The organism is Mycobacterium sp. DL99, from assembly GCF_004762045.1.
Taxonomy (GTDB): Bacteria; Actinomycetota; Actinomycetes; order Mycobacteriales; family Mycobacteriaceae; genus Mycobacterium.
Window position 1 is genome coordinate 148,414 of the sequence record NZ_SJOM01000007.1, and the last position, 23,816, is coordinate 172,229.

At 66.6% G+C, this 23,816-nt stretch carries 25 protein-coding genes; 14 read left to right on the forward strand and 11 right to left on the reverse strand.

The window, feature by feature from the left end:
• Positions 1-207 precede the first annotated feature (207 nt).
• On the forward strand, positions 208-1,581 hold the full coding sequence (locus EYZ64_RS00910) for a cell envelope integrity TolA family protein (RefSeq protein ID WP_135451460.1): 1,374 nt from the start codon (positions 208-210) through the stop codon (positions 1,579-1,581).
• A gap of 46 nt (positions 1,582-1,627) precedes the next feature.
• Here EYZ64_RS00910 and EYZ64_RS00915 read toward each other — a convergent pair whose 3' ends face one another.
• Positions 1,628-3,763 carry an acyltransferase family protein gene (locus EYZ64_RS00915; RefSeq protein WP_135451461.1) on the reverse strand — a complete coding sequence of 712 codons (2,136 nt, stop codon included), beginning with the start codon at positions 3,761-3,763 and terminating at the stop codon, positions 1,628-1,630.
• Positions 3,764-3,844: 81 nt separating this feature from the next.
• Between EYZ64_RS00915 and EYZ64_RS32275 the strand changes: the two genes are divergently transcribed.
• From EYZ64_RS32275 to EYZ64_RS00930, 3 genes are all read left to right on the forward strand, one after another.
• Positions 3,845-4,291, forward strand: a complete 447-nt coding sequence (locus tag EYZ64_RS32275) for a guanyl-specific ribonuclease (RefSeq protein WP_286174537.1) — start codon at positions 3,845-3,847, stop codon at positions 4,289-4,291.
• Positions 4,288-4,566: a barstar family protein gene (locus EYZ64_RS00925; RefSeq protein WP_135451462.1), complete on the forward strand. Its 279-nt coding sequence runs from the start codon at positions 4,288-4,290 to the stop codon at positions 4,564-4,566. The genes EYZ64_RS32275 and EYZ64_RS00925 overlap by 4 nt, the downstream gene beginning before the upstream one ends.
• Before the next feature lie 205 nt (positions 4,567-4,771).
• Entirely contained in the window at positions 4,772-5,305 is a 534-nt protein-coding gene (locus tag EYZ64_RS00930) for an adenylate/guanylate cyclase domain-containing protein (RefSeq protein ID WP_135451463.1), read from the forward strand.
• Between the two features lie 8 nt (positions 5,306-5,313).
• Here the strand turns inward: EYZ64_RS00930 and EYZ64_RS00935 are convergent, their stop codons facing one another.
• The 6 genes from EYZ64_RS00935 to EYZ64_RS00960 form a co-directional block, all read right to left on the reverse strand.
• Positions 5,314-6,393: a phosphodiester glycosidase family protein gene (locus EYZ64_RS00935; protein WP_135451464.1), complete on the reverse strand. Its 1,080-nt coding sequence runs from the start codon at positions 6,391-6,393 to the stop codon at positions 5,314-5,316.
• Positions 6,394-6,456: 63 nt separating this feature from the next.
• Positions 6,457-7,188 carry a TMEM165/GDT1 family protein gene (locus EYZ64_RS00940; RefSeq protein WP_135451465.1) on the reverse strand — a complete coding sequence of 244 codons (732 nt, stop codon included), beginning with the start codon at positions 7,186-7,188 and terminating at the stop codon, positions 6,457-6,459.
• A gap of 306 nt (positions 7,189-7,494) precedes the next feature.
• Positions 7,495-9,858 (reverse strand): ATP-binding cassette domain-containing protein, encoded by a 2,364-nt coding sequence (locus tag EYZ64_RS00945; RefSeq protein WP_135451466.1) that lies wholly within the window; start codon positions 9,856-9,858, stop codon positions 7,495-7,497.
• A 3-nt stretch (positions 9,859-9,861) separates the two neighbouring features.
• Complete coding sequence (locus EYZ64_RS00950) at positions 9,862-10,272, reverse strand: VOC family protein (protein ID WP_135451467.1); 411 nt, start codon at positions 10,270-10,272, stop codon at positions 9,862-9,864.
• Positions 10,273-10,277: 5 nt separating this feature from the next.
• Entirely contained in the window at positions 10,278-10,712 is a 435-nt protein-coding gene (locus EYZ64_RS00955) for a helix-turn-helix transcriptional regulator (protein WP_135451468.1), read from the reverse strand.
• A gap of 16 nt (positions 10,713-10,728) precedes the next feature.
• Positions 10,729-11,403, reverse strand: coding sequence for an ArsR/SmtB family transcription factor (locus EYZ64_RS00960; protein ID WP_286174538.1), 675 nt, complete (start codon positions 11,401-11,403; stop codon positions 10,729-10,731).
• Between the two features lie 46 nt (positions 11,404-11,449).
• On the opposite strand from EYZ64_RS00960, the gene EYZ64_RS00965 reads away from it, so the two are divergent.
• Positions 11,450-12,724 carry an MFS transporter gene (locus tag EYZ64_RS00965; RefSeq protein WP_135451470.1) on the forward strand — a complete coding sequence of 425 codons (1,275 nt, stop codon included), beginning with the start codon at positions 11,450-11,452 and terminating at the stop codon, positions 12,722-12,724.
• On the opposite strand, the gene EYZ64_RS00970 is transcribed toward EYZ64_RS00965, so the two are convergent.
• Together EYZ64_RS00970 and EYZ64_RS00975 are read right to left on the reverse strand one after the other, a co-directional pair.
• Positions 12,721-13,965, reverse strand: coding sequence for a PQQ-dependent sugar dehydrogenase (locus EYZ64_RS00970; protein WP_135451471.1), 1,245 nt, complete (start codon positions 13,963-13,965; stop codon positions 12,721-12,723). The genes EYZ64_RS00965 and EYZ64_RS00970 overlap by 4 nt on opposite strands.
• Entirely contained in the window at positions 13,943-14,662 is a 720-nt protein-coding gene (locus tag EYZ64_RS00975) for a pirin family protein (RefSeq protein ID WP_135451472.1), read from the reverse strand. Before EYZ64_RS00975 ends, EYZ64_RS00970 begins: the two co-directional genes overlap by 23 nt.
• A gap of 72 nt (positions 14,663-14,734) precedes the next feature.
• Between EYZ64_RS00975 and EYZ64_RS00980 the strand changes: the two genes are divergently transcribed.
• Both EYZ64_RS00980 and EYZ64_RS00985 read left to right on the forward strand, forming a co-directional pair.
• Positions 14,735-15,511 carry an SDR family NAD(P)-dependent oxidoreductase gene (locus EYZ64_RS00980; RefSeq protein ID WP_167857662.1) on the forward strand — a complete coding sequence of 259 codons (777 nt, stop codon included), beginning with the start codon at positions 14,735-14,737 and terminating at the stop codon, positions 15,509-15,511.
• Between the two features lie 78 nt (positions 15,512-15,589).
• Positions 15,590-16,006, forward strand: coding sequence for a YkvA family protein (locus EYZ64_RS00985; protein ID WP_135451474.1), 417 nt, complete (start codon positions 15,590-15,592; stop codon positions 16,004-16,006).
• 59 nt (positions 16,007-16,065) lie between these two features.
• On the opposite strand, the gene EYZ64_RS00990 is transcribed toward EYZ64_RS00985, so the two are convergent.
• Entirely contained in the window at positions 16,066-17,190 is a 1,125-nt protein-coding gene (locus EYZ64_RS00990; protein WP_135451475.1) for an NDMA-dependent alcohol dehydrogenase, read from the reverse strand.
• Positions 17,191-17,402: 212 nt separating this feature from the next.
• Here EYZ64_RS00990 and EYZ64_RS00995 point away from each other — a divergent pair, with 212 nt between their 5' ends.
• Positions 17,403-17,894 (forward strand): VOC family protein, encoded by a 492-nt coding sequence (locus EYZ64_RS00995; protein ID WP_135451476.1) that lies wholly within the window; start codon positions 17,403-17,405, stop codon positions 17,892-17,894.
• Between the two features lie 155 nt (positions 17,895-18,049).
• The gene (locus tag EYZ64_RS01000) at positions 18,050-18,946 is read left to right on the forward strand and encodes an endonuclease domain-containing protein (RefSeq protein ID WP_135451477.1); all 897 of its coding nucleotides are present in this window, start codon (positions 18,050-18,052) and stop codon (positions 18,944-18,946) included.
• Between the two features lie 32 nt (positions 18,947-18,978).
• On the opposite strand, the gene EYZ64_RS01005 is transcribed toward EYZ64_RS01000, so the two are convergent.
• Positions 18,979-20,004, reverse strand: a complete 1,026-nt coding sequence (locus tag EYZ64_RS01005) for a sigma-70 family RNA polymerase sigma factor (RefSeq protein WP_135451478.1) — start codon at positions 20,002-20,004, stop codon at positions 18,979-18,981.
• Between the two features lie 24 nt (positions 20,005-20,028).
• Here EYZ64_RS01005 and EYZ64_RS01010 point away from each other — a divergent pair, with 24 nt between their 5' ends.
• Genes EYZ64_RS01010 through EYZ64_RS01030 form a run of 5 tightly spaced genes read left to right on the forward strand, consistent with a single transcriptional unit; the run spans position 20,029 to position 23,756 of the window.
• Positions 20,029-20,868 carry an alpha/beta hydrolase gene (locus EYZ64_RS01010; protein WP_135451479.1) on the forward strand — a complete coding sequence of 280 codons (840 nt, stop codon included), beginning with the start codon at positions 20,029-20,031 and terminating at the stop codon, positions 20,866-20,868.
• The gene (locus tag EYZ64_RS01015) at positions 20,865-21,857 is read left to right on the forward strand and encodes an alpha/beta fold hydrolase (protein WP_135451480.1); all 993 of its coding nucleotides are present in this window, start codon (positions 20,865-20,867) and stop codon (positions 21,855-21,857) included. The genes EYZ64_RS01010 and EYZ64_RS01015 overlap by 4 nt, the downstream gene beginning before the upstream one ends.
• A gap of 9 nt (positions 21,858-21,866) precedes the next feature.
• Entirely contained in the window at positions 21,867-22,610 is a 744-nt protein-coding gene (locus EYZ64_RS01020) for a DUF2786 domain-containing protein (RefSeq protein WP_135451481.1), read from the forward strand.
• Positions 22,607-23,077 carry a TIGR04338 family metallohydrolase gene (locus EYZ64_RS01025; RefSeq protein ID WP_135451482.1) on the forward strand — a complete coding sequence of 157 codons (471 nt, stop codon included), beginning with the start codon at positions 22,607-22,609 and terminating at the stop codon, positions 23,075-23,077. The genes EYZ64_RS01020 and EYZ64_RS01025 overlap by 4 nt, the downstream gene beginning before the upstream one ends.
• Before the next feature lie 22 nt (positions 23,078-23,099).
• Positions 23,100-23,756 carry an O-methyltransferase gene (locus tag EYZ64_RS01030; RefSeq protein WP_135451483.1) on the forward strand — a complete coding sequence of 219 codons (657 nt, stop codon included), beginning with the start codon at positions 23,100-23,102 and terminating at the stop codon, positions 23,754-23,756.
• Positions 23,757-23,816: the final 60 nt, after the last annotated feature.

The following is a 23,816-nucleotide window of genomic DNA, read 5'->3' on the forward strand; positions in this document are numbered from 1 at the left end:
GTCGTTCTCTCGAAAGTCTTTTGGTGCGAACGATATCTGGCATTGCTCAGGCTGTTCGTACGCCTTGCCGTGGAGTCAATTTGAACTGACCCTGCTCACTGAGCGGAGTCTGTGCATTTGCCATATCTTCTCTGTGACAAGAGTCCACTCCGTCTCGGGAGGCCCGCACGTATGGTCGTTCGACCGCACATCTCCGTCGGCATTACGTTGGTGACCGCCAGCGCAATCGCTGCGGCACCGGCGATTTCGCCACCGTTGACACCGCGCGACCAATGGGTGGTGGCCCAGGCGGACCAGCGGATCTCGTCCGAGAATGTCGATCTCGTGGCCCTCAGCCAGCCCTTGGTGGTGGAGCCGGCGAGCCTGCTGCGGGGCGTGGCCCTGGTCGATCGGGTCTCCGGCGGCACCGTGCCGGTGGTGCCGTTGGCTGCGGTCCAGCCCGACGGCGGTGCAGCGGAGCAGGCGGACCGAACCGCGCTGGTTGTCGACGAACCCGCCGATTTTTTCGGCGGCCTGCTCAACGCGTACCTCAACGGCGGCTCGTCCGCGGTAACCGCGTACGTCGCGCTCGCGGTCAGCGACCAGGTGTTCGGCCCGGACTCGGTGCCGTCGGTGTTGTTGGGTGCCTACGTCAAACAAGGCGTCGTCGGGGTCGTGGGCGCGGTCGCGCTTCTGATCAGCGATGAGGTCAACGGTCCCGACTCGGAGCAGTCGCAGTCGATCGCCGATTTCCTCGATGGCGGCGTCAACAAGACCATCGGCAAGGCTTTCCTGGCCTTCAGCAACGAAAAGTTCGGTGAAGGATCGTTCGCATCCGGGCTCACCTCGTCGTTCTTCTTCGGGTATCCGGATGGCGAGGAAGGTGCGCCCACCGGACTTGGGGGGGTGACCCGCTTCGTCTTTACGAGCCTGGTCGAGGCGATCAATGAATCGATCAATGGGCCGGCCGTGTCGACGACCGGTGCGGTGTCGCTGGTTTCGCAGAAGTCGACGGTGGCGCCGTCCGTCGAGGGAAGCAAGGACAAGGTCGGGGTGTCCGTGACGAACTTGGTGGCCGACATCAAACCCGCCGCCGGCGCCGTAGAGCGCAAGACTGTCAGCGCGGCTGTCGAGGAGAACACGCCCACTGAGGTTGCCGGCGCGGCGCTTGAAGCCGCCTCGGCAATCGCAAAGGTGCCCGAGGCACTCGAGAAGACGCCGAAGGACGAGGCGGAGTCAACGGAAGCCACCGACGCCGAAGCCGAGGCTGCTCCCAAGTCGGCGGCAGAGGCCGAAAACAAGGCGGAAACCAAGGCTGGCACCACGGCTGAGACCAAGGTCGAAGCTAAAACTGAATCCAAGGCCGACAGCAAGACTGAAACCAAGACTGAGGCCAAGGCGGAAACGAAGGCCGACGCCAAGGACGCCACCACCGGGCCGAAGAAGGAATCAAGCTTGAGTGCTTCGACGAGCAAGAAGCACACGGCCGCAGGCAGAAGCAACACGGAGTCCCGGTCGAATGACCGCAAGCCCTCTGCTTCTGATTCCGGGTCCGCTGGTGCGGATGGCAGTTCGAAGAAGGAATCCAAGAGCGATTCCTGAAAGCCGTTGAGCGTTCCCGGCGGCCGGCTGGGCATCGGAATGCAAACTAATTGGGCGCCAACGCACTCTGGGTCAGGTGGGTCATCACCGGCGACAGCAGTTGCGCGTACTCGGCGGTGATGTGGTTGTCGTCGCGGAAGACCAGGGTGTTGCCGACGATCACCGGGCAGCGTTGGTCGGTGCAGAAGTACTGGTCCAGCCGCGCGTACTGTCCACCGCCAGCCTGCACCGCCGCGGACTCGGCGGCAATTCCGGTGTCGTTCACGGCGATCGACCGGTCGGGCGCGCAGGCCGAGGCGTCGTCCATGTGTGCCGACAAGCAGGTCGGCACCGTCGTGTGCGGGTCGGGTACAGGGCCGAGCACCAGCACTCGCGCTCCGGTTCCACGTAACTGCGACACGAGTCGCGTCAACCCGTCCAGCCAGGTCGGGTCGTAGCTGACGAACCCGAAATCGGCACCGTAGCGGCGCACCATGTCCAGGACGATCAGAGCCGGGCGTTCCTTGGCCACCCGGGTCAGCACGTCCGCCCGCCACTGCTTGCATTCGGTGAACTCGCGGTCGAGGTAGGGGCTGAGGATCGGGAGCTTCATCGGCGGGCAGGTGACTTTTGCATATGTCTCCAGCCGCCAACGCTGTTGCTGTGCAGCGGTTTCCAGGGCCGGCTGCCACATCCCCGCATGCGAATCGCCGATCAGTGCGACCTTGGTGGCCGACGCGGTGTCACCGGACGCGCAGTCAGGTATGTCGACGTCTTGCCAGGACAGTACGCAACCGTTGACGAACGCCTCGGGTTTGGTGATGTTGCCCAGCGGCGGCGAAAGATTGGACGGCACCGCGCGCAGATCGGCCGAGGCGGCGACGGCCGCCTGTATCCGCTGTTCGGGCGTCAGCGTCGGAGCGGCCGCGCGGGATGGTCCGACCAGGGCGACCGGGACTGCGGCCTGCCCGGTTCCCGTCGGCACCGGACGCACTGCCAACAGCGCCAGCCCCGCACAGACGGCTACCCCGGTGGCTGTCGCGCCGACGGCCAGGCTGCGCCATGACGATCCTCGCAGCGCCGCGGCGAACCGGGCCGGGTTCTCGACCAGGTGCAGGGTCAGGATGGCCAGGCCCAGCGACATCACCATCATCGCCAGCCGGCCCGCCAATCCGAGACCGTGGCCGAACAGCGCGGGCGCCAACAGCAATACCGGCCAGTGCCACAGGTACCACGAGTACGACAACCGGCCGATGCCGCGCATCACCGGTTTTGACAGCAGCCGTCCCACCCCGAGATCGGGTATCGCACAACCCGCCCCGATCACCAGTGCGGTCCCCATCACCGGGAGCACCGCCGCGGACCCGGGGTAGGGAGTGGCCGTGCCGAGCTGGGTGCAGGTGGCCAGGATCAGTGCCAGACCACCCCAGCCGACCAGTGCCGCACAGACCGGCGGCAAGCTGCGCCAGTGCGCTGCGGTCAATGCGATCAGCCCACCGGCGGCGAGCTCCCAGGCGCGGGTCGGCAGGGAGAAGAACGCCCATGGCGGCATCGTCTGGGTCCAGGAAAGCGAGACCGCCAGCGAGGCACCGGCCACCACCGCCAACACACACGCGTACGGGAGGGCGGAACGGGTGCCGCGGCCGCTACGGGTCAGCAGCCAGGCAGTGCCGAGGATCAGCGCCGGCCACAACAGATAGAACTGTTCCTCTACGCCCAGCGACCAGTAGTGCTGCAGCGGAGACGCCGCCGTCTCAGCCTGCAGATAGTCCGTGCCCTCCGCCGCGAAGCGGTAGTTCCCGACATACAAGGCACTGGCGATCGCGTCGGCCAGCACCGAGCGGGCCTGCAGCGGTGGGAGCAGGAGAGTGGCCGCTATCGATGTCGCGACCAGGACCAGTGCGGCGGCCGGGAGCAGTCGTCGGGCCCGCCCGGCATAGAACTGGGCCATCCGCACCGTCCCGGTGCCCGAGGCCTCGCGCCACAACATCCCGGTGATCAGGAATCCCGACACGACGAAGAACACGTCGACGCCGATGAATCCGCCGCCGAACCCGGGCACCCCGGCGTGAAACAGCACCACGGCGAGCACTGCAACCGCCCGCAACCCTTCGATATCGGGACGAAATTGCCTGTTCGACAGGGATTTTCGCCCGCTCGCGGGGCTTCCGCGGCGGGGCGTGGGCTCCGCGAGGGTCGTCACTCTGTTCACTCGAGTAACGATCGTCGCACGACTGGCGCCGTTGGCCCTGGATTTGCGCCGCCTGTTGCTAGCCTCGTGCCGATGGGACGATCACGCATTGCGGCGCTGGCAGTGCTGTGCGGCCTGCTTTCGGGCTGTTGCGCCCCGACTCAACCCACGTCATCTCCGGCGGCGCCGCCGGTATCGGCGCCGGCATCCGCACCGGCATCACCGACGAAGTCTGCGGCAGCGGACGGCAGGTGCGACCTGAGCGGTCTTCCGCCTGAAGCGGACAAGACCGTGGAGCTCATCCAATCCGGGGGACCGTTTCCCTACCCGCGCAACGACGGCGTCGTCTTCGGAAACTACGAAGGCCGGTTGCCCAAGCATGAGCGCGGCTACTACCACGAGTACACGGTCCCGACGCCCGGCAACAAGAACCGGGGCAAGCGGCGCATCATCACCGGCGGCGCGCCACAGAACGACCCGCCCGAGTACTACTACACCGGCGACCACTACGAATCCTTCTGCCTGATCGGAGGCATGTGAAGACGTATCGGATCGATGGGACCAAGGTGGCTTCCAAGGCGGACTTCTTCACCGAGATCGGCCGGGCGGTCAACGGCGACGGCGGCTACTTCGGCTCGAATCTGGACGCGCTGGCCGACTGCCTGCGCGGGGGCTTCGGCACTCCGGAGGACCGCAAGTTCCGGTTCGCCATGACGTCCTACCGGAACATCAAAAAGGCGCTCGGGCAAGACACCTGGAGCACCGTGCTGTCGATCTTCGCCGCCGAAGGCGTCGACCTGTGGCTCGAGAACTGACCGTGACGCGGCCCAGCAAATCTGGTGGGTAGCCGCTTACGCGCGTCCCACGGGGGCAACACCGCTTCTGCCGCGGGTTGGCAACCACGTTCGGCGGCAACGGTGTTGACCGTGGCCACGCAACCCATGGAAAGTGGTTACGCTGGCGTTCTGCGTGCCATTTGGCGCGGGGCATCAGGCAAGAACGGGCGGGAGCAACGCGCGAGTGACCGAAGAGCTGTCGACCGAGGCGACGTGGCTGATGGCCCGCACCGAGGGATCCGCACGCTTGTGGCAAACGCAAACCGCGGACATGGCCGCCGCTCTTCCGTACTTTCGAGCGACGATGACCCACTTTGTCGCACTCCACGGCGGCACGCTGTCGACGAGGCGACCTGCCTGCGATGGTTTCACAGCCACCTTCGATCGTGCGTCTGACGCGGTGTCCTGCGCGCTGTACCTGCAGTTGACGCCGTTGGATCCGTTTGATCTGTGTATCGGCGTGCACAGCGCACGCACCGGCACCAAGCGTTTGCGCGACATCGCCCACGGCGGGCAGACCTTGATCTCGGGCACGACGGCGACATCGGTGGCCGGTGATCTTCCCTCCGGCGCGACACTGAAATACCTTGGCCGCCAACGCATGGGAGACGCCGAGCCGCAGGAACGGCTTCTGCAGCTATGTCACCCGGGATTGCGTAAGTACCTGCAGCCCTTGCGGATACCGAACGCTGTTCTCGCCGAAATCCTGATGAACTAGCCGGCCGCTCAGTTGAAGGCGAGCCAGCTGGGTAGTGCCCGCTCGCGTGAATCGCACAGCACCTGGCGGGTGTCACAGTTCCCGCGCGGGGATCCGGCGCCGCTCCACATGCCGCCGGAATCGCGGCGCAACACGATCGCCGACGAGCCGCCACCGTCGAGCAGCAACGCGTTGTCCGCGCCCAGGCCGCGGAACAGGTCCTGGATGTTGTCCGGCGTGTAGCTGCCGCCCTGGAACACGAACAGCTGATCTGCGGCCCGGTTGTAGCCGACGGCGGTACGCGCCGCGCTGGGGCCCGGGTCATTGAGCTGACCGGTGTCACCGGGGGCCAGCAGCCCGATGCCGGCCACCGCGACGAACCGGGCGTTCTGATCCAGCAGCCGCTGGATCACCGGGGAGGCCGAGTCATAGTCGTCGGGCCCCTTCGGCATCACGACGTACGGTGCGCCGCCCATCGGAAGGATCATGGTGGCCAGCGCCGCCCAGCGCTCGTCGCCGCCGGACAGGCCCTGCTTGCCGGCATAGGCCAGGGTGCCGGTGACCGCGGTGTTGGCCCGGCCCTGCCCGCGGGTGTTGTCCACGTAGGCGCCCAACGGTGACGAGCACTTGGTGTCCCGCCACGAGCCGCCCTTCTGCCCGCGCACGTCGAAGAAGTTGGCATTGACCGCGATGGTCGGCTGCCCGAGGACCTGCCAGGCGGCAAGGGGTGCATAGGTTTCCGACGCCTGCCAGAGTCCTTCACTGGTACGTGCACCGGGGGTGCGCTCACAGCGGGACTGATAGCCCTGATGGCTGTCGACGAGCAGGCGCGGGTTGAGCCGACTGGAGGCGTTCTTCATGGCCATCAGGTGGCCGCCGTTGTTCAGCGTGTAGGCGCGGCCGTCGGCGGACAGGAACGGCGCGGCGAACTGGCCGCCGAAGTTGTAGACGAGGTAGGCGCCCTTGGTGTTGGCGATCGCGCCGAGCAGCAGTGCCCGGGCGTCCTCGGCACGTGCGACGGGGGAGCCGGTGGTGGCTAGTGCCGCGCACACGGCAACGGCGGACGCAGTGGCGACCGCACGTTGGAGGAGTTTTGCCAGGCCTGGCACGAACTACACAATAACCACACAGGAAACTCTGTCAACATACGTAACAGCCTGGTCACGGCGGGGTCAAGGGGTGATCGCGCCTGGGTGATCGGAGTTTGCTGGTTCGGCAGCCTCGGGTTTGCGCATCGCGGCCGGTCGCAAATGCGCGGGCAGCGCCCGCAGGCCCGCCGCACACAGCGCCGTCACGGCAATCGCACCCGCGGTGGTCGCCCACACCGGGGCCGCTGGGAACGCGCCCTCCAGCAGCATTGCGACACCGAAGATGACGAACAGCGCCGCGGCACCCAGCTGGATCACGCGCTCGGGCAGGTGCTTGCCGGCGATCGCCCCGACCACGATGGCCAGTGCGTCGGCGGCCACCATGCCGATGGTGGAACCGATCCAGACCCCCACCCAGTCGTTGTCGGCGGCCAGCGTGATGGTCGCGAGCATCGTCTTGTCTCCGAGTTCGGCGAGCAGGAAGGCCGAGGTGACCGTGAAGAACGCCGGGGCGGTCGAGCGCTGGGCCTTGGTCGCCTCATCGTCGGACAGCTTGTCGCCGCGCAGGGTCCACAGCCCGAAGAACACGAACGCCACCCCGGCGAGGATGCCGAGCAGGTGCGTCGGCAGTGCGGCGCCGAGGTAGTGGCCGACCGCGACAGAGATCAGGTGAACTGCGGTGGTGGCCGCGGTGATGCCGATGAGCACCACCCACCAGCGGTAGCGCAGCGCAAAGGTCATGGCCATCAACTGCGACTTGTCGCCGAGTTCGGCGACGAAGATGACAGCGAAACTCAAGAGCAGAGCAGCAAGCACTCAACAACTCCTCGGTCGTTGGCTGCCGTTGGGGGCTGAGTAGATGCCTCCGGCCGGCAACCCAAAATGCGGTCTACGGCCGAAGGTCTCGCCCACCGGTCAGTGACCGGTTCGGATAACCGGGCCGTTTCTGCATCGCTGCGCGGCCAGCATGTCGAATATCCGATTGGGGGCTACTCCCCTTCGCTGTCACCCACCATACGCACTCCGGACGGGACGATGCAAACCGTCCCGTCCGAAAGTGCTTATTCGACAATAAGTTTGGGGGTCAACACCGGAAAGTTCGGGTGCCCTGACAATGTTGGTTCAGGCACCCACATATTCGGCGAGGTGCTCACCGGTCAGCGTGGCACGCTCGGTGACCAGATCCGCCGGGGTGCCCTCGAAGACGACGCGCCCGCCGTCGTGCCCGGCGCCCGGACCCAGGTCGATGATCCAATCGGCATGCGCCATGACCGCCTGATGATGCTCGATCACGATCACCGACTTCCCCGAGTCCACCAGCCGGTCCAGCAGGCCGAGCAACTGCTCGACGTCGGCCAGGTGCAGACCCGTGGTCGGCTCGTCGAGGATGTAGGTGTCACCTTTGTCCCCCATCTGCGCGGCCAGCTTGAGCCGTTGCCGCTCGCCACCGGACAGGGTGGTCAGCGGCTGCCCGAGCGTGAGGTAGCCCAGGCCCACGTCCGCCATCCGGGACAGGATCTTCTGTGCCGCAGGCACTTTGGCTTCGCCCTCGGAGAAGTACTGCTCCGCCTCGCTGACCGGCATGGCCAGGACCTCGGCGATGTCGCGTCCGCCGAGGGTGTACTGCAGCACCGAGGCGCCGAACCGCTTGCCCTCACATTCCTCGCAGGTGGTCTCGACGGTGGCCATCACCCCGAGGTCGGTATAGATCACCCCGGCGCCATTGCATGTCGGGCAGGCACCTTCGGAGTTCGAACTGAACAGCGCCGGTTTGACGCCGTTTGCCTTGGCGAAGGCCTTACGGATCGGGTCGAGCAGCCCGGTGTAGGTGGCCGGGTTGCTGCGACGCGAGCCCCGGATCGGGCTCTGATCGACCACCACGACGCCGTCGCGGCCGGCCACCGAGCCGGCGATCAACGAACTCTTGCCCGAACCCGCGACCCCGGTGATCACCACCAGCGCACCGAGCGGGATATCGACGTCCACGTCCCGCAGGTTATGAGTGTCGGCACCGCGGATCTGCAACGCGCCGTTGGCTTCCCGCACCTCGTTCTTCAGCGCCGCGCGGTATCCCAGATGGCGTCCGGTGACGGTGTCGCCGGCCCGAAGATCCGCCACGCTGCCCTCGAAGACCACCTCGCCCCCGGCCGAGCCTGCGCCCGGTCCCAGGTCCACGACATGGTCGGCGATCGAGATCGTCTCCGGCTTGTGCTCGACGACCAGCACGGTGTTGCCCTTGTCCCGCAAGGCCAGCAGCAGGTTGTTCATCCGGGCGATGTCGTGCGGGTGCAGGCCGATGGTTGGCTCGTCGAACACGTAGGTGACGTCGGTGAGAGACGACCCCAGATGACGGATCATCTTGACGCGCTGGGCTTCTCCGCCGGACAGGGTGCCGGCCGGGCGGTCCAGTGACAGATAGCCCAACCCGATCTCGACGAACGAGTCCAGCGTGTGCTGCAACGCCGCCAGCAGTGGGCTAACGGATTTGTCCTTCACCGTGCCCAGCCAGGCGGCCAGATCGGTGATCTGCATCGCGCACACCTCGGCGATGTTGACACCCTCGATCTTCACCGAGCGCGCGGTCACCGACAGCCGGGTGCCGGCACATTCCGGGCAGGTGGTGAACGTGACCGCGCGCTCGACGAACGCCCGGATGTGCGGCTGCATCGCCTCGACGTCCTTGGCCAGGAACGACTTCTGGATCTGGGGGATCAGCCCGAGATAGGTCAGGTTGACCCCGTCGACCTTGAGCTTGGTCGCCTCCTTGTGCAGCAGCGCATCGAGTTCCTTCTTGGTGAACTCGCTGATCGGCTTGTCCGGATCGAAGAATCCGCAGCCCCGGAAGATCCGGCCGTACCAGCCGTCCATGCTGAACCCGGGGATGGTCAACGCGCCCTCGTTCAGCGACTTGGTGTCGTCATACAGCGCGGTCAGGTCGATGTCGTTGACCGCGCCGCGACCCTCGCACCGCGGGCACATCCCGCCGACGATGTTGAAGTCACGCCGCTCCTTGACCGTGCGGCCACCCTTCTCCAGCGTCACCGCCCCCGCCCCGCTGATCGAGGCCACGTTGAACGAAAACGCTTGCGGCGAACCGATATGCGGAGTGCCCAGCCGGCTGAACAGGATGCGCAGCATCGCCCCGGTGTCGGTGGCGGTGCCGACCGTGGAGCGCGGGTCGGCGCCCATCCGCTGCTGGTCGACGATGATCGCGGTGGTCAGCCCGTCGAGAACGTCGACCTCGGGGCGGGCCAGGTTCGGCATGAAGCCCTGCACGAATGCGCTGTAGGTCTCGTTGATCAACCGCTGTGATTCGGCGGCGATCGTGTCGAACACCAGCGAGCTCTTGCCCGACCCCGAGACGCCGGTGAACACCGTCAACCGGCGCTTGGGCAACTCGATGTCGACGTCTTTGAGGTTGTTCTCGCGGGCACCGGTGACCCGGATCAGATCGTGACTGTCGGCAGGATGGGTCTCGGTGCTCATCGGTTAGGGCAACTCCTGGATACGGACCATGTTTCCGGCGGGATCGCGAAGCGCGCAGTCGCGCACACCGTATGGCTGCTCAGTGGGTTCCTGGACCACCTCGACGTCTCCGGCCTGCACCTTTTCAAAGGTGCCGTCGAGATCTTTGGTGGCGAGCAGGAGCGTTCCGAAAGTGCCCTTGGCCATCATCTCGGTGATGGTGCGACGCTCGTCGTCGGTGAGGCCGGGGGTGGCCGTCGGCGGGTACAGGACGATGGAGGTGTCGGGCTGGTTCGGCGGACCGACCGTGATCCAACGCATCTTGTCCTTGCCGACGTCGAGACGGACCTCGAAGCCGAGGACGTCGCGATAGAAGGCGAGGGACTCGTCCGGGTCGTCGAGCGGCAGCATGCTTGAGTGAATGGTGAGTTCCATGTTTTTCACGCTAGGTGGAGGCGGGTCGCGGGCGCTTCTCGATTCCTGATCGGTTTGGTGACCTGTTTCTCCATGCACGACGGCAGGCCGTCGGTCACCGACGCGGTCTGTTCGCGGTAGCGGCTGGGCGGCATCCCGACGAGTTCGGTGAACCGGGTGCTGAACGTGCCGAGCGAGGAACAGCCGACGGCGAAGCAGACTTCGGTGACCGACAGGTCGCCGCGGCGCAGCAGTGCCATCGCGCGCTCGATACGGCGGGTCATCAGGTACGAATACGGCGACTCGCCGTAGGCGATCTTGAACTGTCTGCTGAGGTGTCCGGCCGACATATTCACCCCGCGGGCAAGCGCTTCGACGTTCAGCGGCTGCGCGTACTCGCGGTCGATGCGGTCCCGCACCCGGCGCAGCAGCTTGAGATCGCCTAGCTGTTGGTCGGCCACAACCGCGATCGTACGTCTAGGGTCCGGTGCTGACCGGATGCCCGGCGAGCCGCCATTCGACCATCCCGTCGTTGAGGCGGATGGCACGGCGGCCGTCGGCAGTCAGGGTCCGCACGGCGTCGTGCGCGTACCCGCAGTATTCACCGCGGCAGTAGACGACGATGTCGGCGTCGGTGGGCAGTTCGGTGATGCGCTCGGCGAGTTCGTCCACCGGTATCGAGACCGCGCCCGGGATGTGGCCGGCGAGAAACTCCTCGTCGGGCCGGACATCGAGCACCACCACACGCGCATCGCCGGTGTGGTCGTTGAGTCGCGACCACAATTCGTCACGCTCGATGCCCGTACCCACGGGCTCGCCGAGGTAAGCGTCGCGGGCGGCACCGACTTCGGACCTGCGACGGTCGGCAACCGTGCGCAACAAAACCAGGAGCTGTGCGACATCGTCGCCGGCGAGGCGGTAGTAGACCTTGACACCTTCTCGACGGGTTTCGACGAAGCCAGTCTGTTTGAGCACCTGCAGGTGCGACGAGGCGGTGGTCAGGTTCAGACCTGCCGCGCGGGCGAGCGCCTCGACGCTGCGTTCGCCCTGGCTCAGCAAGTCGAGAAGCTCGAGCCGGCTGGCATGGGAGAGTGCCTTCCCGCTGGCGGCGAACTCTTCGTACAGACGTGTTTTCGCTGGTGAGCGATCCATGTCTGGCATTATTCCATAATTACATGGAATAACGTACAGTCGTGACATGAGCTCCACCGATGCCGACAATCGCCGAACCCGTGGCATCGAGCTCGGCCTGCGGGAGAACTGGCTGCAATTCGCCCTTCTGGTCGTCGTCAACGTTTGCGTCGGTGCCCTGGTGGGTCTGGAACGCACCACGGTTCCGTTGATCGGATCCGAAACCTTCGGCCTGACAAACGATTTGACCGTCTTCTCGTTCATCATCGCGTTCGGCGTGACGAAGGCGCTGACCAATCTGGCGGCCGGAGCGCTCACCGCACGGTTTCGCCGCAAGCACCTGCTGCTGGCGGGGTGGGCAATCGGCGTGCCGGTTCCGTTCATGCTGGCCTGGGGTCCGTCATGGGGCTGGATCGTGGCCGCCAACGTGCTCCTGGGCCTCAATCAGGGCCTGGCCTGGTCCATGACGGTCAACATGAAGATCGATCTGGTGGGCCCCGAGCGGCGGGGACTGGCCACCGGCCTGAACGAGGCCGCCGGTTATGTGGCGGTGGGTGCCACCGCGCTGCTGACCGGATATCTCGCCACCGCGTACGGGCTCCGCCCAGCCCCCGAGCTCATCGGCGTGGTGTTCGTCGTCGCCGGGCTCGGGCTGTCGCTGGCGGTACGGGACACGGCGGCGCACGTGGCCCTCGAACTCGAGCGCCACCCACATCCGGCGCCCGCTGCAGACGGCGGGTTGCGCACGATCTTCGCCCGCACCAGCTGGGGTGACCGCAGCCTGCGGGGCGCCAGCCAGGCCGGGCTGATCAACAATCTCAACGACGGCCTCACCTGGGGCGTGTTCCCGCTGTTGTTCACCGATCACGGACTCGGCCTAGCCGCCATCGGGCTGATCAAGGGCCTCTACCCGCTGTTGTGGGGGCTCGGCCAGATCCCCACCGGCCATCTCGCCGACCGGATCGGCCGAAAACCTCTGGTGGTCGCCGGAATGCTGGTCCAGGCGGGTGGATTCGGGTTGGCTCTGGCGCTGCTGAACTGGCCGTTGTTGGCCGGTGTCACCTCGGCGGTCGCCCTCGGGATCGGCACGGCCATGGTCTACCCGGCGCTGATCGCCGTGGTCTCCGATCACGCGCACCCGAGCTGGCGGCCCAATGCGCTTGGTACCTACCGGTTCTGGCGCGATGCGGGCTACGCCGTCGGCGCACTGGTCGCCGGTGCGATGGGCAACTGGCTGGGGCTGGAGTCCGCAGTCGTCGCAGCCGGGGTGCTGACAGCGGTCTCAGGCCTTCTTGCGGCCCGGTGGATCACCGATCGCCCGCGATCCGGAGCTGACGACTAAGCCGCCGGGGTCAGCCGATACACCGCGCCGGCGTAGTCGTCGGTGATGTACACCGCGCCGTCCGGACCTGTAATCGCGGCTACCGGGCGGCCCCAGCGGGCGCCGTCGTCACCCTGGAATCCGCTTACCAGGGTCTGCTGCGGGCCCAATGTGCCGTTGTGCCAACCAAAGAACGACACCTCGGGGGCCTGTGGGGACCGCCGGTTCCATGAGCCGTGCACCCCGACCAATGCACCGGGACCATAGCCGGAGAGTTCGGCGAAATTCATCCCCAGCGGGGCCGAATGCGCGGCCAACGTCTGTTCGACCGGTGCCAGCGCCGCGCAATCCAGCTTGCTGCCGTCGGCGTTGGTCTCCACGTCCCGGATGAACCCGGCGGGCGGTGTACCGTCGGGATTGCAGTAGGGCCAACCCAATTCGCGCCCTGAGGTCACCTTGGCCACCGTCTCCGGCGGGTGGTCGTCCACATAGTCCTGCCGCACCCGGCCCTGCGGATCGGGCACGTTGTCGCGGTTGTTCACCGCCGTCCACAGCGAGCCGTCCGGGGCAAAGGCCAGGCCCGTGCCGTTGCGCACCCCGGTGGCGAACGGTGCCGCCGGCCCGCCGCCCGGCGGCACCCGCATGATGGTGGCCCGCGGTGGCGTGGCGCTGCGGTCATCGGCAGAGGCGTTGCCCGTCGAGCCGATCGAAAAGTACACCGCCCCATCGGATCCCACGACCACACTCTTGAGTGCGTGGGAATAGGCGCCACGCAGTTCAGGGCTCTTGGCGTCCGGCAGGTCACCCGCGATGGTGCGGCGGTTGACGGCCCGGCCGTCGACGTAGTCGAAGGCGTCGATCCGATTGCTCTCGGCCACATACAGTGTCGTCCCGGCGAAGAAGAGTCCGTGCGGCTGCTCCAGCCCGTCGAGCAGGGTGCGCTGGTCAGGGCGCACCGTCAGCACCTGCCCCGTGTCCGGCACCGACACCAGCAACGCGCCGTCCGGGGCGAATGCGGCCATCCTGGCCTTGGGCACGCGGGCGATCACCTCGATGGTCCACCCGGCGGGGATCAGGGCCTGGCGCGGTTCGTCGAGCGGGCCCTGCGCGAGTTCCTCAGACACCTGTAGGGGCGTAGGCACCAGCCCGGCGGGCGGTGCGCTGGATGACGATGCCGGCGCGGGTTCGGGGCTCGTTCCGCACGCGGCCAGGGTGACCGCGGCGATCAGTGCGATCGCGCTACGTGCCGCCCAGACCCGCATTCATCTCCCAGACCAGGATCTCGGCTTCAGTGTCAGCTGTGACCCGTCCGCCCGTATCGGTGAGCCGGGCGGCGTCACCCTCGGCGAGCGGCCCGGATCCGTCGAGCATGACCGACCCGCGCGCGACGAACACGTGGACGTAGCGGGCCTGCGGCAGTTCGGCCGAATCGCCGGGCTGCAGGCGGGCGCCGTACAGCGTGGCATTGCGGTTGTGCAGGGTGACGGCCGCGTCGAGGGCGCCGGAGGCGATCGGTGTCAGCGTGTTGGACAGCTCGATCTCCTGCTGCTGATAGCTCGGCGTCACTCCGGCGGTATCGGGGAGCACCCACATCTGTACGAAATGCACGGGCTCACTGGCAGATCCGTTCTTCTCGGAATGCTGCACACCGGTGCCGGCCGACATCCGCTGGGCCAGGCCCGGGTAGATCACCCCGGAGTTGCCCATCGAATCCTCGTGCGCCAACTGCCCCGACAGCACCCACGTGACGATCTCCATGTCCCGGTGCGGGTGAGTGTCAAAGCCGGCGCCGGGCGCGACGATGTCGTCGTTGTTCACCAGCAACAGCCCGTGGTGGGTGTTGGCCGGGTCGTAGTAGTCGGCGAATGAGAACGAGTGCCGCGAATTCAGCCAGTCGGTCGTGCTGGCGCCGCGATCGTCCGCGCGCCGGATATCGACCCTGGACGTCCCCGAAGCCATGGCGCCAGCCTACCGACGGCCCGCGTTGACCAACCGGTGGAACGGCTGATGCCGGGGCCTAGTCTGTTGGGCGTGGAACTCAACGGAGCAAGCGCCATCGTCACCGGTGGCGCATCAGGTATCGGCGCGGCGACTGCCCGCCAGTTGGCTGCCAAGGGAGCCCGCGTCATCGTGGCTGACCTGCAGGCGGACAAGGGCGAGGCCCTCGCCAAGGAGATCGGCGGCATCTTCGTCACCGTCGACGTCACCAACACCGATCAGATCATCGATGCGGTCAAGACCGCCGCGGACCTCGGCCCGCTGCGCGCCCTGGTGAACTCGGCCGGCGTCGGTTGGGCCCAGCGCACCATCGGCAAGGACGGCGAGTTCTCCTCGGCGCACGATCTCGGCCTGTACAAGAAGGTGCTCGACATCAACCTGGTCGGCACCTTCGACTGCATCCGCATCGCAGCCACCCAGATGAGCAAGAACGAACTCACCGACACCGGCGAGCGCGGTGCCATCGTCAACATGACCAGCGTCGCGGCCTTCGACGGCCAGATCGGCCAGGCGGCCTACTCGTCCTCCAAGGGCGGCGTGGTCGGCCTGACCCTGCCGGTGGCCCGCGACCTGTCCGCTGTGGGCATCCGCGTCAACACCGTGGCGCCCGGCCTGATCGACACCCCGATCTACGGCGAGGGTGAGGCCTCCGAGGCATTCAAGGCCAAGCTCGGTGAGTCGGTGCTGTTCCCGCACCGCCTCGGCAAGCCCGATGAGCTGGCCTCCATGGTTGTCGAGCTGCTGACCAACTCGTACATGAACGCCGAGGTCGTCCGCGTCGACGGCGGCATCCGGATGCCACCCAAGTAACTCTCGCGACCAGACACAGAACTGCCCCTTTCCGCCAGGAAAAGGGGCAGTTTTGCGTCTGGTCGGCAGAATCGTCCTGTGGTCGACACCTGGTGGGGCGACGCCCTGATCGGCCTCGCCGCCGCCCTGCTGCTGAGCTGGCTGGTGCTGGTCGTCGCGTTGCTCGTCATGCGGCCCCGCGGAAACCTGCTCAAAGAGGCGCTGCGGATACTTCCCGACCTGCTGCGGCTGATCCCACGGTTGGCCGGCGACAAGACGTTGCCTCGCGGCGTGCGCGTCCGGCTGGCGTTGTTGGTCGTCTATCTGGCGCTGCCGATCGATCTGATCCCCGACTTCATTCCCGTGCTCGGCTACGCCGACGACGCCATCATCGTGACCGTGGTGCTACGCAGCGTCGTGCACCACGCCGGGCTGGACGCCGTGCGGGCGCACTGGCCCGGCACGGACGACGGGTTCGACGCCTTGGTGCGCCTGACGGGCCTCGACCGTAGGTAGCAAAAACCCCCTTTTCCACGCTGAAAAGGGGGTTTTCGCCGCTGCTTGTGCAGAGATCGTTACCAGTCAGACTCGTCGAACTTGATGACACCGCGAATGTTGTTGCCGTCCAACATGTCCTGGTAGCCCTGGTTGATGTCTTCGAGTTTGTAGGTCCGCGTGACCATGTCGTCGATGTTGAGCAGGCCCGACTTGTACAGCGCGGTGAGCCGAGGCGTTTCGACGTGCGAGTTGCCGCCGCCGAAGATGTTGCCCTTCAACGTCTTCTGCAACATGGTGAACAGGAAGAGGTTGAGCTTGACGTCGGCGTCCATCATCGAACCCATGCCCGTCACCACGCAGGTGCCGGTCTTGGCGGTGAGGATCATCGCCTCTTCGATGTACTCGCCCTTCATCTCGCCGACGGCGATGATGACCTTGTCCGCCATCAGGCCCCAGGTCGTGTCGATGACCGGCGCGATCGCCTCGGCCATCGACGGGTAGACGTGGGTGGCGCCGAACTTGATGGCCTGCTCGCGCTTCCACTCGTTCGGATCGATCGCGATGACGTGCTTGGCGCCTGAGATCACCGCACCCTGCAGGGCGCTCATGCCGATACCGCCGACGCCGACGATGATGACGGTCTCGCCGGGCTTGACGTCGGCGACGTTGGTGGCCGAACCGAAGCCCGTGGGCACCGCGCAGCCCATGATGGCCGCGGTCTCGAACGGGATGTCCTTGTCGATCTTGACGACGGAATCCTTGTGGACGGTCATGTACGGCGCGAAGGTGCCGAGCAGGTTCATCGGCGACACGTCATGGCCGCCGGCGGTGATGCGGCTGGTGCCGTCGGCGATCGCCTTGCCGCCCAGCAGGACCGCACCGCGGTCGCACAGCGAGCGGAAGCCCTTCAGACACGGCGGGCATTCACCACAGGCCGGGATGAAGGCGAGGATGACGTGGTCGCCCTCCTCGATGCCGGTGACGTTCTTGCCGACCTTGGTGACGACGCCGGCGCCCTCATGGCCGCCGAGCGCGGGCAGCGCCATCGGGGTGGCGCCGGTGGTCAGGTGGTAGTCCGAGTGGCACATGCCCGCGGCATGCATCCGGATCTGTACTTCATCGGCGACGGGGTCGCCTAGGTCGATCTCGTCGACCTTGAATGGCGAGTTGAGTTCCCACAGCAGGGCGCCTTTGGTCTTCATGGAAGGCGATAATAGAACAGGTTGCAGTACTACTGAGTAACTGGCCTTTGACCTGCGACGATTCAAGCTTGATTTCGTCGTCGGACGGCGAGCTCTGGCACACGTGGGTGCACCACGGCGAATGGCCGGTTATTGCACGGATCTTCGGTGGGCGCGTGGCGTAAGTGGCCACTCGGCGATGAAAACCAAGACCGACGCGGGTCTACCCCACCATGACCGAGATCAACGCAAGCATCGTCCCGAATCTGTGGTTCGACCGGGAGGCCGAGCAGGCCGCGCAGCACTACATCGCCGCGTTCGGCGGCAACGGCCGGGTGGTGAACACCATCGCCTCGCACCCCGATTCACCGTCCCCGCAGGACGTGCCGGTGGTGGTCGAGTTCGAGCTGTCCGGGCAACGCTTCGTCGGCATCAACGGCGGCCCGCAGTTCACCTTCAACGAGGCCGTCTCACTGGAGGTGCGCGTCACTGGCCAGGAGGAGCTCGACCAGCTCTGGGCTGCGCTGGTGGAGGGTGGCGAGGAACTGCCCTGCGGTTGGCTCAAGGACAAGTACGGGCTGGCCTGGCAGATCACCCCGACCGAGTACTACGACCTGCTGGGCAAGGGAGACCCGGCGGCCGACTCCCGGCTGATGTCCGCTGTGCTGAGCACCGTCGGCAAGTTCGACATCGCGGCGTTGCAGGCGGCCCACAGCGGTTCGTAGCTGCCGAGTGGCCAGTTAGCGCACGCTGAGACCGATTTGACGCGCAATAACTAACCGCTCGTGGGATATCCCCAGAGCGGCATTGATCCACAGCAGGTGTGCCACCCCGCCGGGCTCGGCGGGCGTGTGTCGGACCGCGCGGCGACCGTAGCCGCATGGACCACCCCTTTCTCGGAACAGAGGCGTTGGCTGCAGGGACAGTGACCCGGCGCGGGCTGGCGAGTCGCTATGAGGCTGTCTACCGCGACGTCTACCTCGTCAAGGATGCCGAGATGACGGCGGCGAAGCGCGCAGTGGCCGCGTGGCTGTGGTCTGGGCGCCAAGCGACGTTGACGGGCCTCTCGGCGTCGGCGGTGTATGGCACGCAGTGGATCGACCCGGCAGCACCTGCCGAGCTTTACCGCCGCAATGGAAAGCCGACCACGGGGATCCTCGTTCACCGCGACGAGTTGCATGCCGACGAGACCCGCCTGTTCACAGGTCTCCCGGTGACAACGCCCGCACGTACAGCTTTCGATCTGGGGCGACGCTCAGGCAGGGACGAGGCTGTCATCCAGGTGGACGCCCTCTCGCAGGCGACCCGCTTGTGCGCGGCCGATCTTGCGCCACTCCTCGAGCGGCATCCGGGGGTTCGAGGGCTGGTTCAACTCCGCGAGGTCCTCAACCTGATGGATGGAGGTGCGGAATCGCCACCGGAAACCCGCACTCGCCTGGTGCTCATCGACGCAGGACTGCCGAAGCCACAGACGCAGATCGTGGTGCGCGGAAACTTTGGCGCCAGGCGGTCTGCGCGAATTGATATGGGCTACACCCAGTTCAAGGTCGGAGTCGAATATGAGGGCGCCCAGCACTGGACCGATCCTCGGGTGCGGGCCAACGACATCGACCGCTACGCCGAGCTCGCCGCGCAGGGTTGGCTGATCATCAGGGTCGGAGCTGATCTGCTGAATCGCCGACCGCAGGTGATCGTGGCTCGGGTTTGCGCGGCATTGCGGGCCCGCGGCGCCGGGTGGCCAGTTATTGCACGGATTTCAGACGATCGTGTGGCGTAACTGGCCACTCAACGCCCAGGGCGGCCTACGAGTCAGAGTGAGGCCGGCAGCCCGAATTTCTCGAACAGCGACTGCTCCATGAAGGCCACCACATGCGAGATCCCTTCGGGACGTACCTCGAGGACATGCAGTTGGAACGCCTCGTGCCGGCCCGTCTCGCGGTTGAGCATGTACATCGCCGCGGCGGGCTGGCCGTTGGCGCTCGTCGCGATGAACCGCATGTCCCCGGGTTCCTCGGCCGGGCATTTGTACCGGGACAGGTCGCCGATGGCCTGCGGTCCTTGGTACCAGGTGTCGAACGGCGGCATCTCCCAGACGGCCTCGGCCGTGAACAGCTCGACCAGCTTGTCGATGTCGTAGGCCTCGAACGCGGCCATGTAGTTGCGCAGCAGGTTCTGGGCGTGTGGGGAGTCCGGCGGGTCGATCTCGTCGTCCTGGCTGGGGCCCACAGCGTCGAGTTGGGCCCTGGCCCGCTGCAACAGGCTGTTGACCGCGGCTGTGGAAGTGCCGATGGCTCCGGCGACTTCCGCGGCCTTCCACTGCAGTACCTCACGCATCACTAGCACCGCGCGTTGGCGCGCTGACAGATGCTGCAGCGCTGCGACGAACGCGAGCCGCACCGCATCACGGGTCCCGACGATCGTGCTGGGATCCGCCGGGTCGTCGCTGGAATCCGGCAGCGGCTGCAGCCACGGGATCTCGTGATGTTCGGAGATCTCGTCGGTGGGCGACGAACTCGGATTGCCCAGCCCCGACGGCAGCGGGCGGCGTTGCCGGCCCTCCAACGCAGTCAGACACGTGTTGGTGGCGATGCGGTACAACCAGGTGCGCACCGAGGACTTGCCCTCGAAACCGCCGTAGGCCTTCCAGGCGCGCAGGTAGGTTTCCTGCACCAGATCCTCGGCATCGTGCAGTGAGCCCGTCATCCGGTAGCAGTGCGCCAACAGCTCACGGCGGTAGCGCTGGGCGTCGGCCAGGAACGCATCGGCCGGGCTGTCGTCGTCTAGGCGGTGAGCGAGGACCGTCACATTCGCGAGCTTACGCAGCACCCCCGACAACTTCGATCGAATACTCTCGCCAGGGTGACCAGCACGCGCAGTGAACAGACCTTCGACGGCGTCGGCGGGGTCCGCATCGTCTACGACGTATGGACGCCCGACATCGCGCCGAGAGGCGTGGTCGTCCTCTCTCATGGCCTGGGCGAACACGCCGGGCGGTACCACCACGTCGCGCAGCGGTTCGGGCAGGCAGGGCTGGTCGTCTACGCCCTGGACCACCGCGGTCACGGCCGTTCCGGCGGCAAGCGGGTGTACCTGCGCGACATGTCCGAGTACGTCGGAGACTTCCACATGCTGGTCGGCATCGCCGCCGCCGAGTACCCGCAGCTCCCGCTCCTCGTGCTGGGGCACAGCATGGGTGGCGCCATCGTGTTCAGTTACGGCGTCGAATATCCCGATGAATACACCGCGATGGTGCTGTCCGGGCCCGCGGTGGCCGCGCAGGCAGCGGTGTCGTCGGCGCTGGCGGCTGTGGCCAAGGTGCTCGGCAAGATCGCCCCCGGGCTGCCCGTGGAGAATCTCGACGCCAACGCGGTGTCCCGCGATCCCGAGGTGGTGGCGGCCTACAAGGCCGATCCGTTGGTGTGGCACGGGAAGGTCCCCGCGGGCATCGCCCGGGCGCTGATGATCGTGGGCGAGACGATGCCGCAGCGAGCCTCGGCCCTGACCGCGCCGCTGCTGGTGGTGCACGGCGAGAAGGACCGCCTGGTGTCCGCCGACGGCAGCCGCCACCTCGTGGAATGTGTGGGATCGCCGGACGTGCACCTGAAGGTGTACCCGGGCCTGTTCCACGAGGTGTTCAACGAGCCCGAGAAGGAGCTTGTCCTCGACGACGTGACGACCTGGATCGAGACGCACCTGTGAGAAAGGCTGTGGCGGTTCTGCTTTCAGTGCTGCTGGTGGCCGGCTGCGGTTCGAGGGAGGCGTCGGACGAAGGCCGGCAACCGGCGTGGACCGACACCGACATCACGTTCGACGCCGACGGTCTCACGATCCACGGGACCTACCGCCACCGGGAGGCCAAGGGCCCGGCCGCACTCCTGATCTCCGAGAGCGGGCCCACCGACCGCAACGGCGACAACAAGGTCGTCGGACCGGTCGGCAACATGCGTCAGCTCGCAGAAACGTTGTCGGACAAGGGTGTTGCCAGCCTGCGCTACGACAAGATCGGCACCGGTGCCACCAAGCTAGGCCCCTACGAGAAGAAACCCACCGAGGTGGTCAGCGGCGTGTACACCAGCGGGGCGGCCGCCGCGCTGCGCTTCCTGGCCGGCCGGCCCGATACCGACGCGGCCGAGTTGTCGATCTACGCGGTGGGCGAAGGTGCCATCCATGCCATGACCCTGGCCGGTGCCGGCGATCCGAAGGTTCACTCGCTGGCGCTGTTTCAGCCGCTGTCCGGCCGCTACCTGGACATCATCACCAATCGCGTGCGTTCCGGCGCCACCCCCGAGGTGCTGACGGCCTGGCTGGGCGCCGTGGACGAGATCCGCACGAAGGGGACCGTGCCCGCGAATCTCCCCGAGGGCCTGAGCGCGATCGTCAACAAGGACAACCTCAACGCCATCATCGAGGCCGACAAGATCGACCCGCTGAAGCTGGCCGCTGCGCTGCCCGACGGCATGCCTGTGCTGCTCACCTGCTCGGACTCCGACTCCCAGGCCAGCTGCGAGATCGAGCGCCCGCTGATCGACGCGCTCAAGCACACCGCGCTCACGCTCGTCGAGCTCAAGGGCGTCAACCACGTACTGCGCGACGATCCCACCGACAGCATCGCCAACTACGGCAAGCCTGGATCGTTGTCACCGCAGGTGGTGGACGCGGTCGGCAAGTTTGTCGGTGCAGATGGCTAGGTTTGTCGCGTGAGCGACGACAAGATGTTGGCGCGGATCGCAGCACTGTTGCGTCAGGCTGAAGGCACCGACAACACCCATGAGGCCGAAGCGTTCATGGCGGCGGCTCAACGGCTGGCCACGGCGACATCCATCGACCTGGCACTGGCCCGGTCCCACTCGGCCGAACGCACCAAGGCGCAGATGCCCGTGCAACGCACCATCACCATCGGGGAGGCCGGCACCAAGGGTCTGCGCACGTATGTGCAGCTGTTCGTGGTGATCGGCATGGCCAACGATGTGAAGTGCGACGTCGCGTCCAACTCGACGTTCGTCTACGCCTACGGGTTCGCCGAGGACATCGACGCCACCCACGCGCTCTACACCAGCCTGGTGCTCCAGATGGTGAAGGCGTCCCACGGCTACATCTCCTCGGGTGCGCACCGCCCGACGCCGACCATCACCGCCCGGCTCAACTTCCAGTTGGCGTTCGGAGCCCGCATCGGGCAGCGGTTGTCGGAAGCCAAAGAGGAGGCCCAGCAGGAGGCCGACCGCAATGACCGCCCCGGAACGGCAATCGCGTTGCGGAACAAGGATGTCGAGCTGAAGAGCTTCTACCGATCGGCGTCGCAGGCCCGCGGAACCTGGCGCGCGACGAATGCGTCGGCCGGGTACTCGTCGGCGGCGCGCCGGGCCGGGGACCGTGCCGGTCGCCACGCCCGTCTCGGGGGGAGCCAGGAGATCTCCGGCGCGCGCGGCGCCCTGGAGCAGTGAGCGCGCGCGACACCCAGCGGGCCCGCGTCTATGCCGCGGAGCAGTTCGTGCGGACCATGTTCGACCGTGCGGCACAACACAGTTCGCGGGCCATCGACTTTTTCGGCACCTCGCTCACCTTGCCTCCGGAGGCGAAATTCGGGTCGGTGGACTCGGTGCAGCGCTATGTTGACGACGTCGTCGCCCGGGTCGGTGCTGATCCGGTCGCCGTGCGTCGCCGTCGGGGCGTGACTGCTGCGCATTACGAGCTGATCGACGGCAAAGCCGTCATCGCCGTGCCCGAGCGCGACACCTGGGCACTGCGGGAGTTGGTGGTACTGCACGAACTTGCCCATCACCTGAGCCATGCGGACCCGCCCCACGGACCGGACTTCGTCGCGACCCACATCGAGCTGTGCACAGCGATCATAGGGCCGGAGGTCGGGCTGGTGCTTCGGATGGTCTACGGAAAAGAAGGTGTGGTCTGAATCTGCGGCTAGCCTGGCGCACATGACCGAACCCCGCGATGTCGACCTCATGTTCAACGAGGTACTGCGCACCGAGGACGAGGCGCTGGTCGCGGCGCGCCAATCCGCACAGGACGCCGACATGCCCGCCATCGAGGTGTCGGCCCAGCACGGCAAGCTGTTGTCGCTGCTGGCCACGATCTCCGGGGCGCGACGGGCGCTCGAGATCGGCACACTCGCCGGTTACAGCACCATCAACCTGGCCCGCGGCGTCGGACCGGACGGCAGCGTCGTCACGCTCGAGTACGAGCCGCGCCATGCCGAGGTGGCCCAGGCCAATCTGGTCCGGGCCGGTGTCGCCGACCGCGTCGAGGTGATCGTCGGTGCCGCCCTCGACACGCTGCCCCGGTTGGCCGAGCGTGGCGATGTCTTCGACCTCGCCTTCATCGACGCCGACAAGGAGAACAACGTCCACTACGTCGAGTGGGCCATCAAACTGGGCCGGCCGGGCTCGATCATCGTGGTGGACAACGTAACCCGGTTCGGGCGGGTACTGGCGCCCGCAGCCGACGACCAGCAGGCGCGTGCCGTGCGCGACATGCTGGAGATGATGGGTAGCCATCCGCGACTGGATACGGCCGCCATCCAAACCGTGGGTACCAAGGGCTGGGACGGCTTCGCTGTCGCGCTGGTTAGGTAACCGCCCCCTCAAACACCGCGAGCGACCGCGAATGTACGCAATTCACAGTGTGTTGGCGTA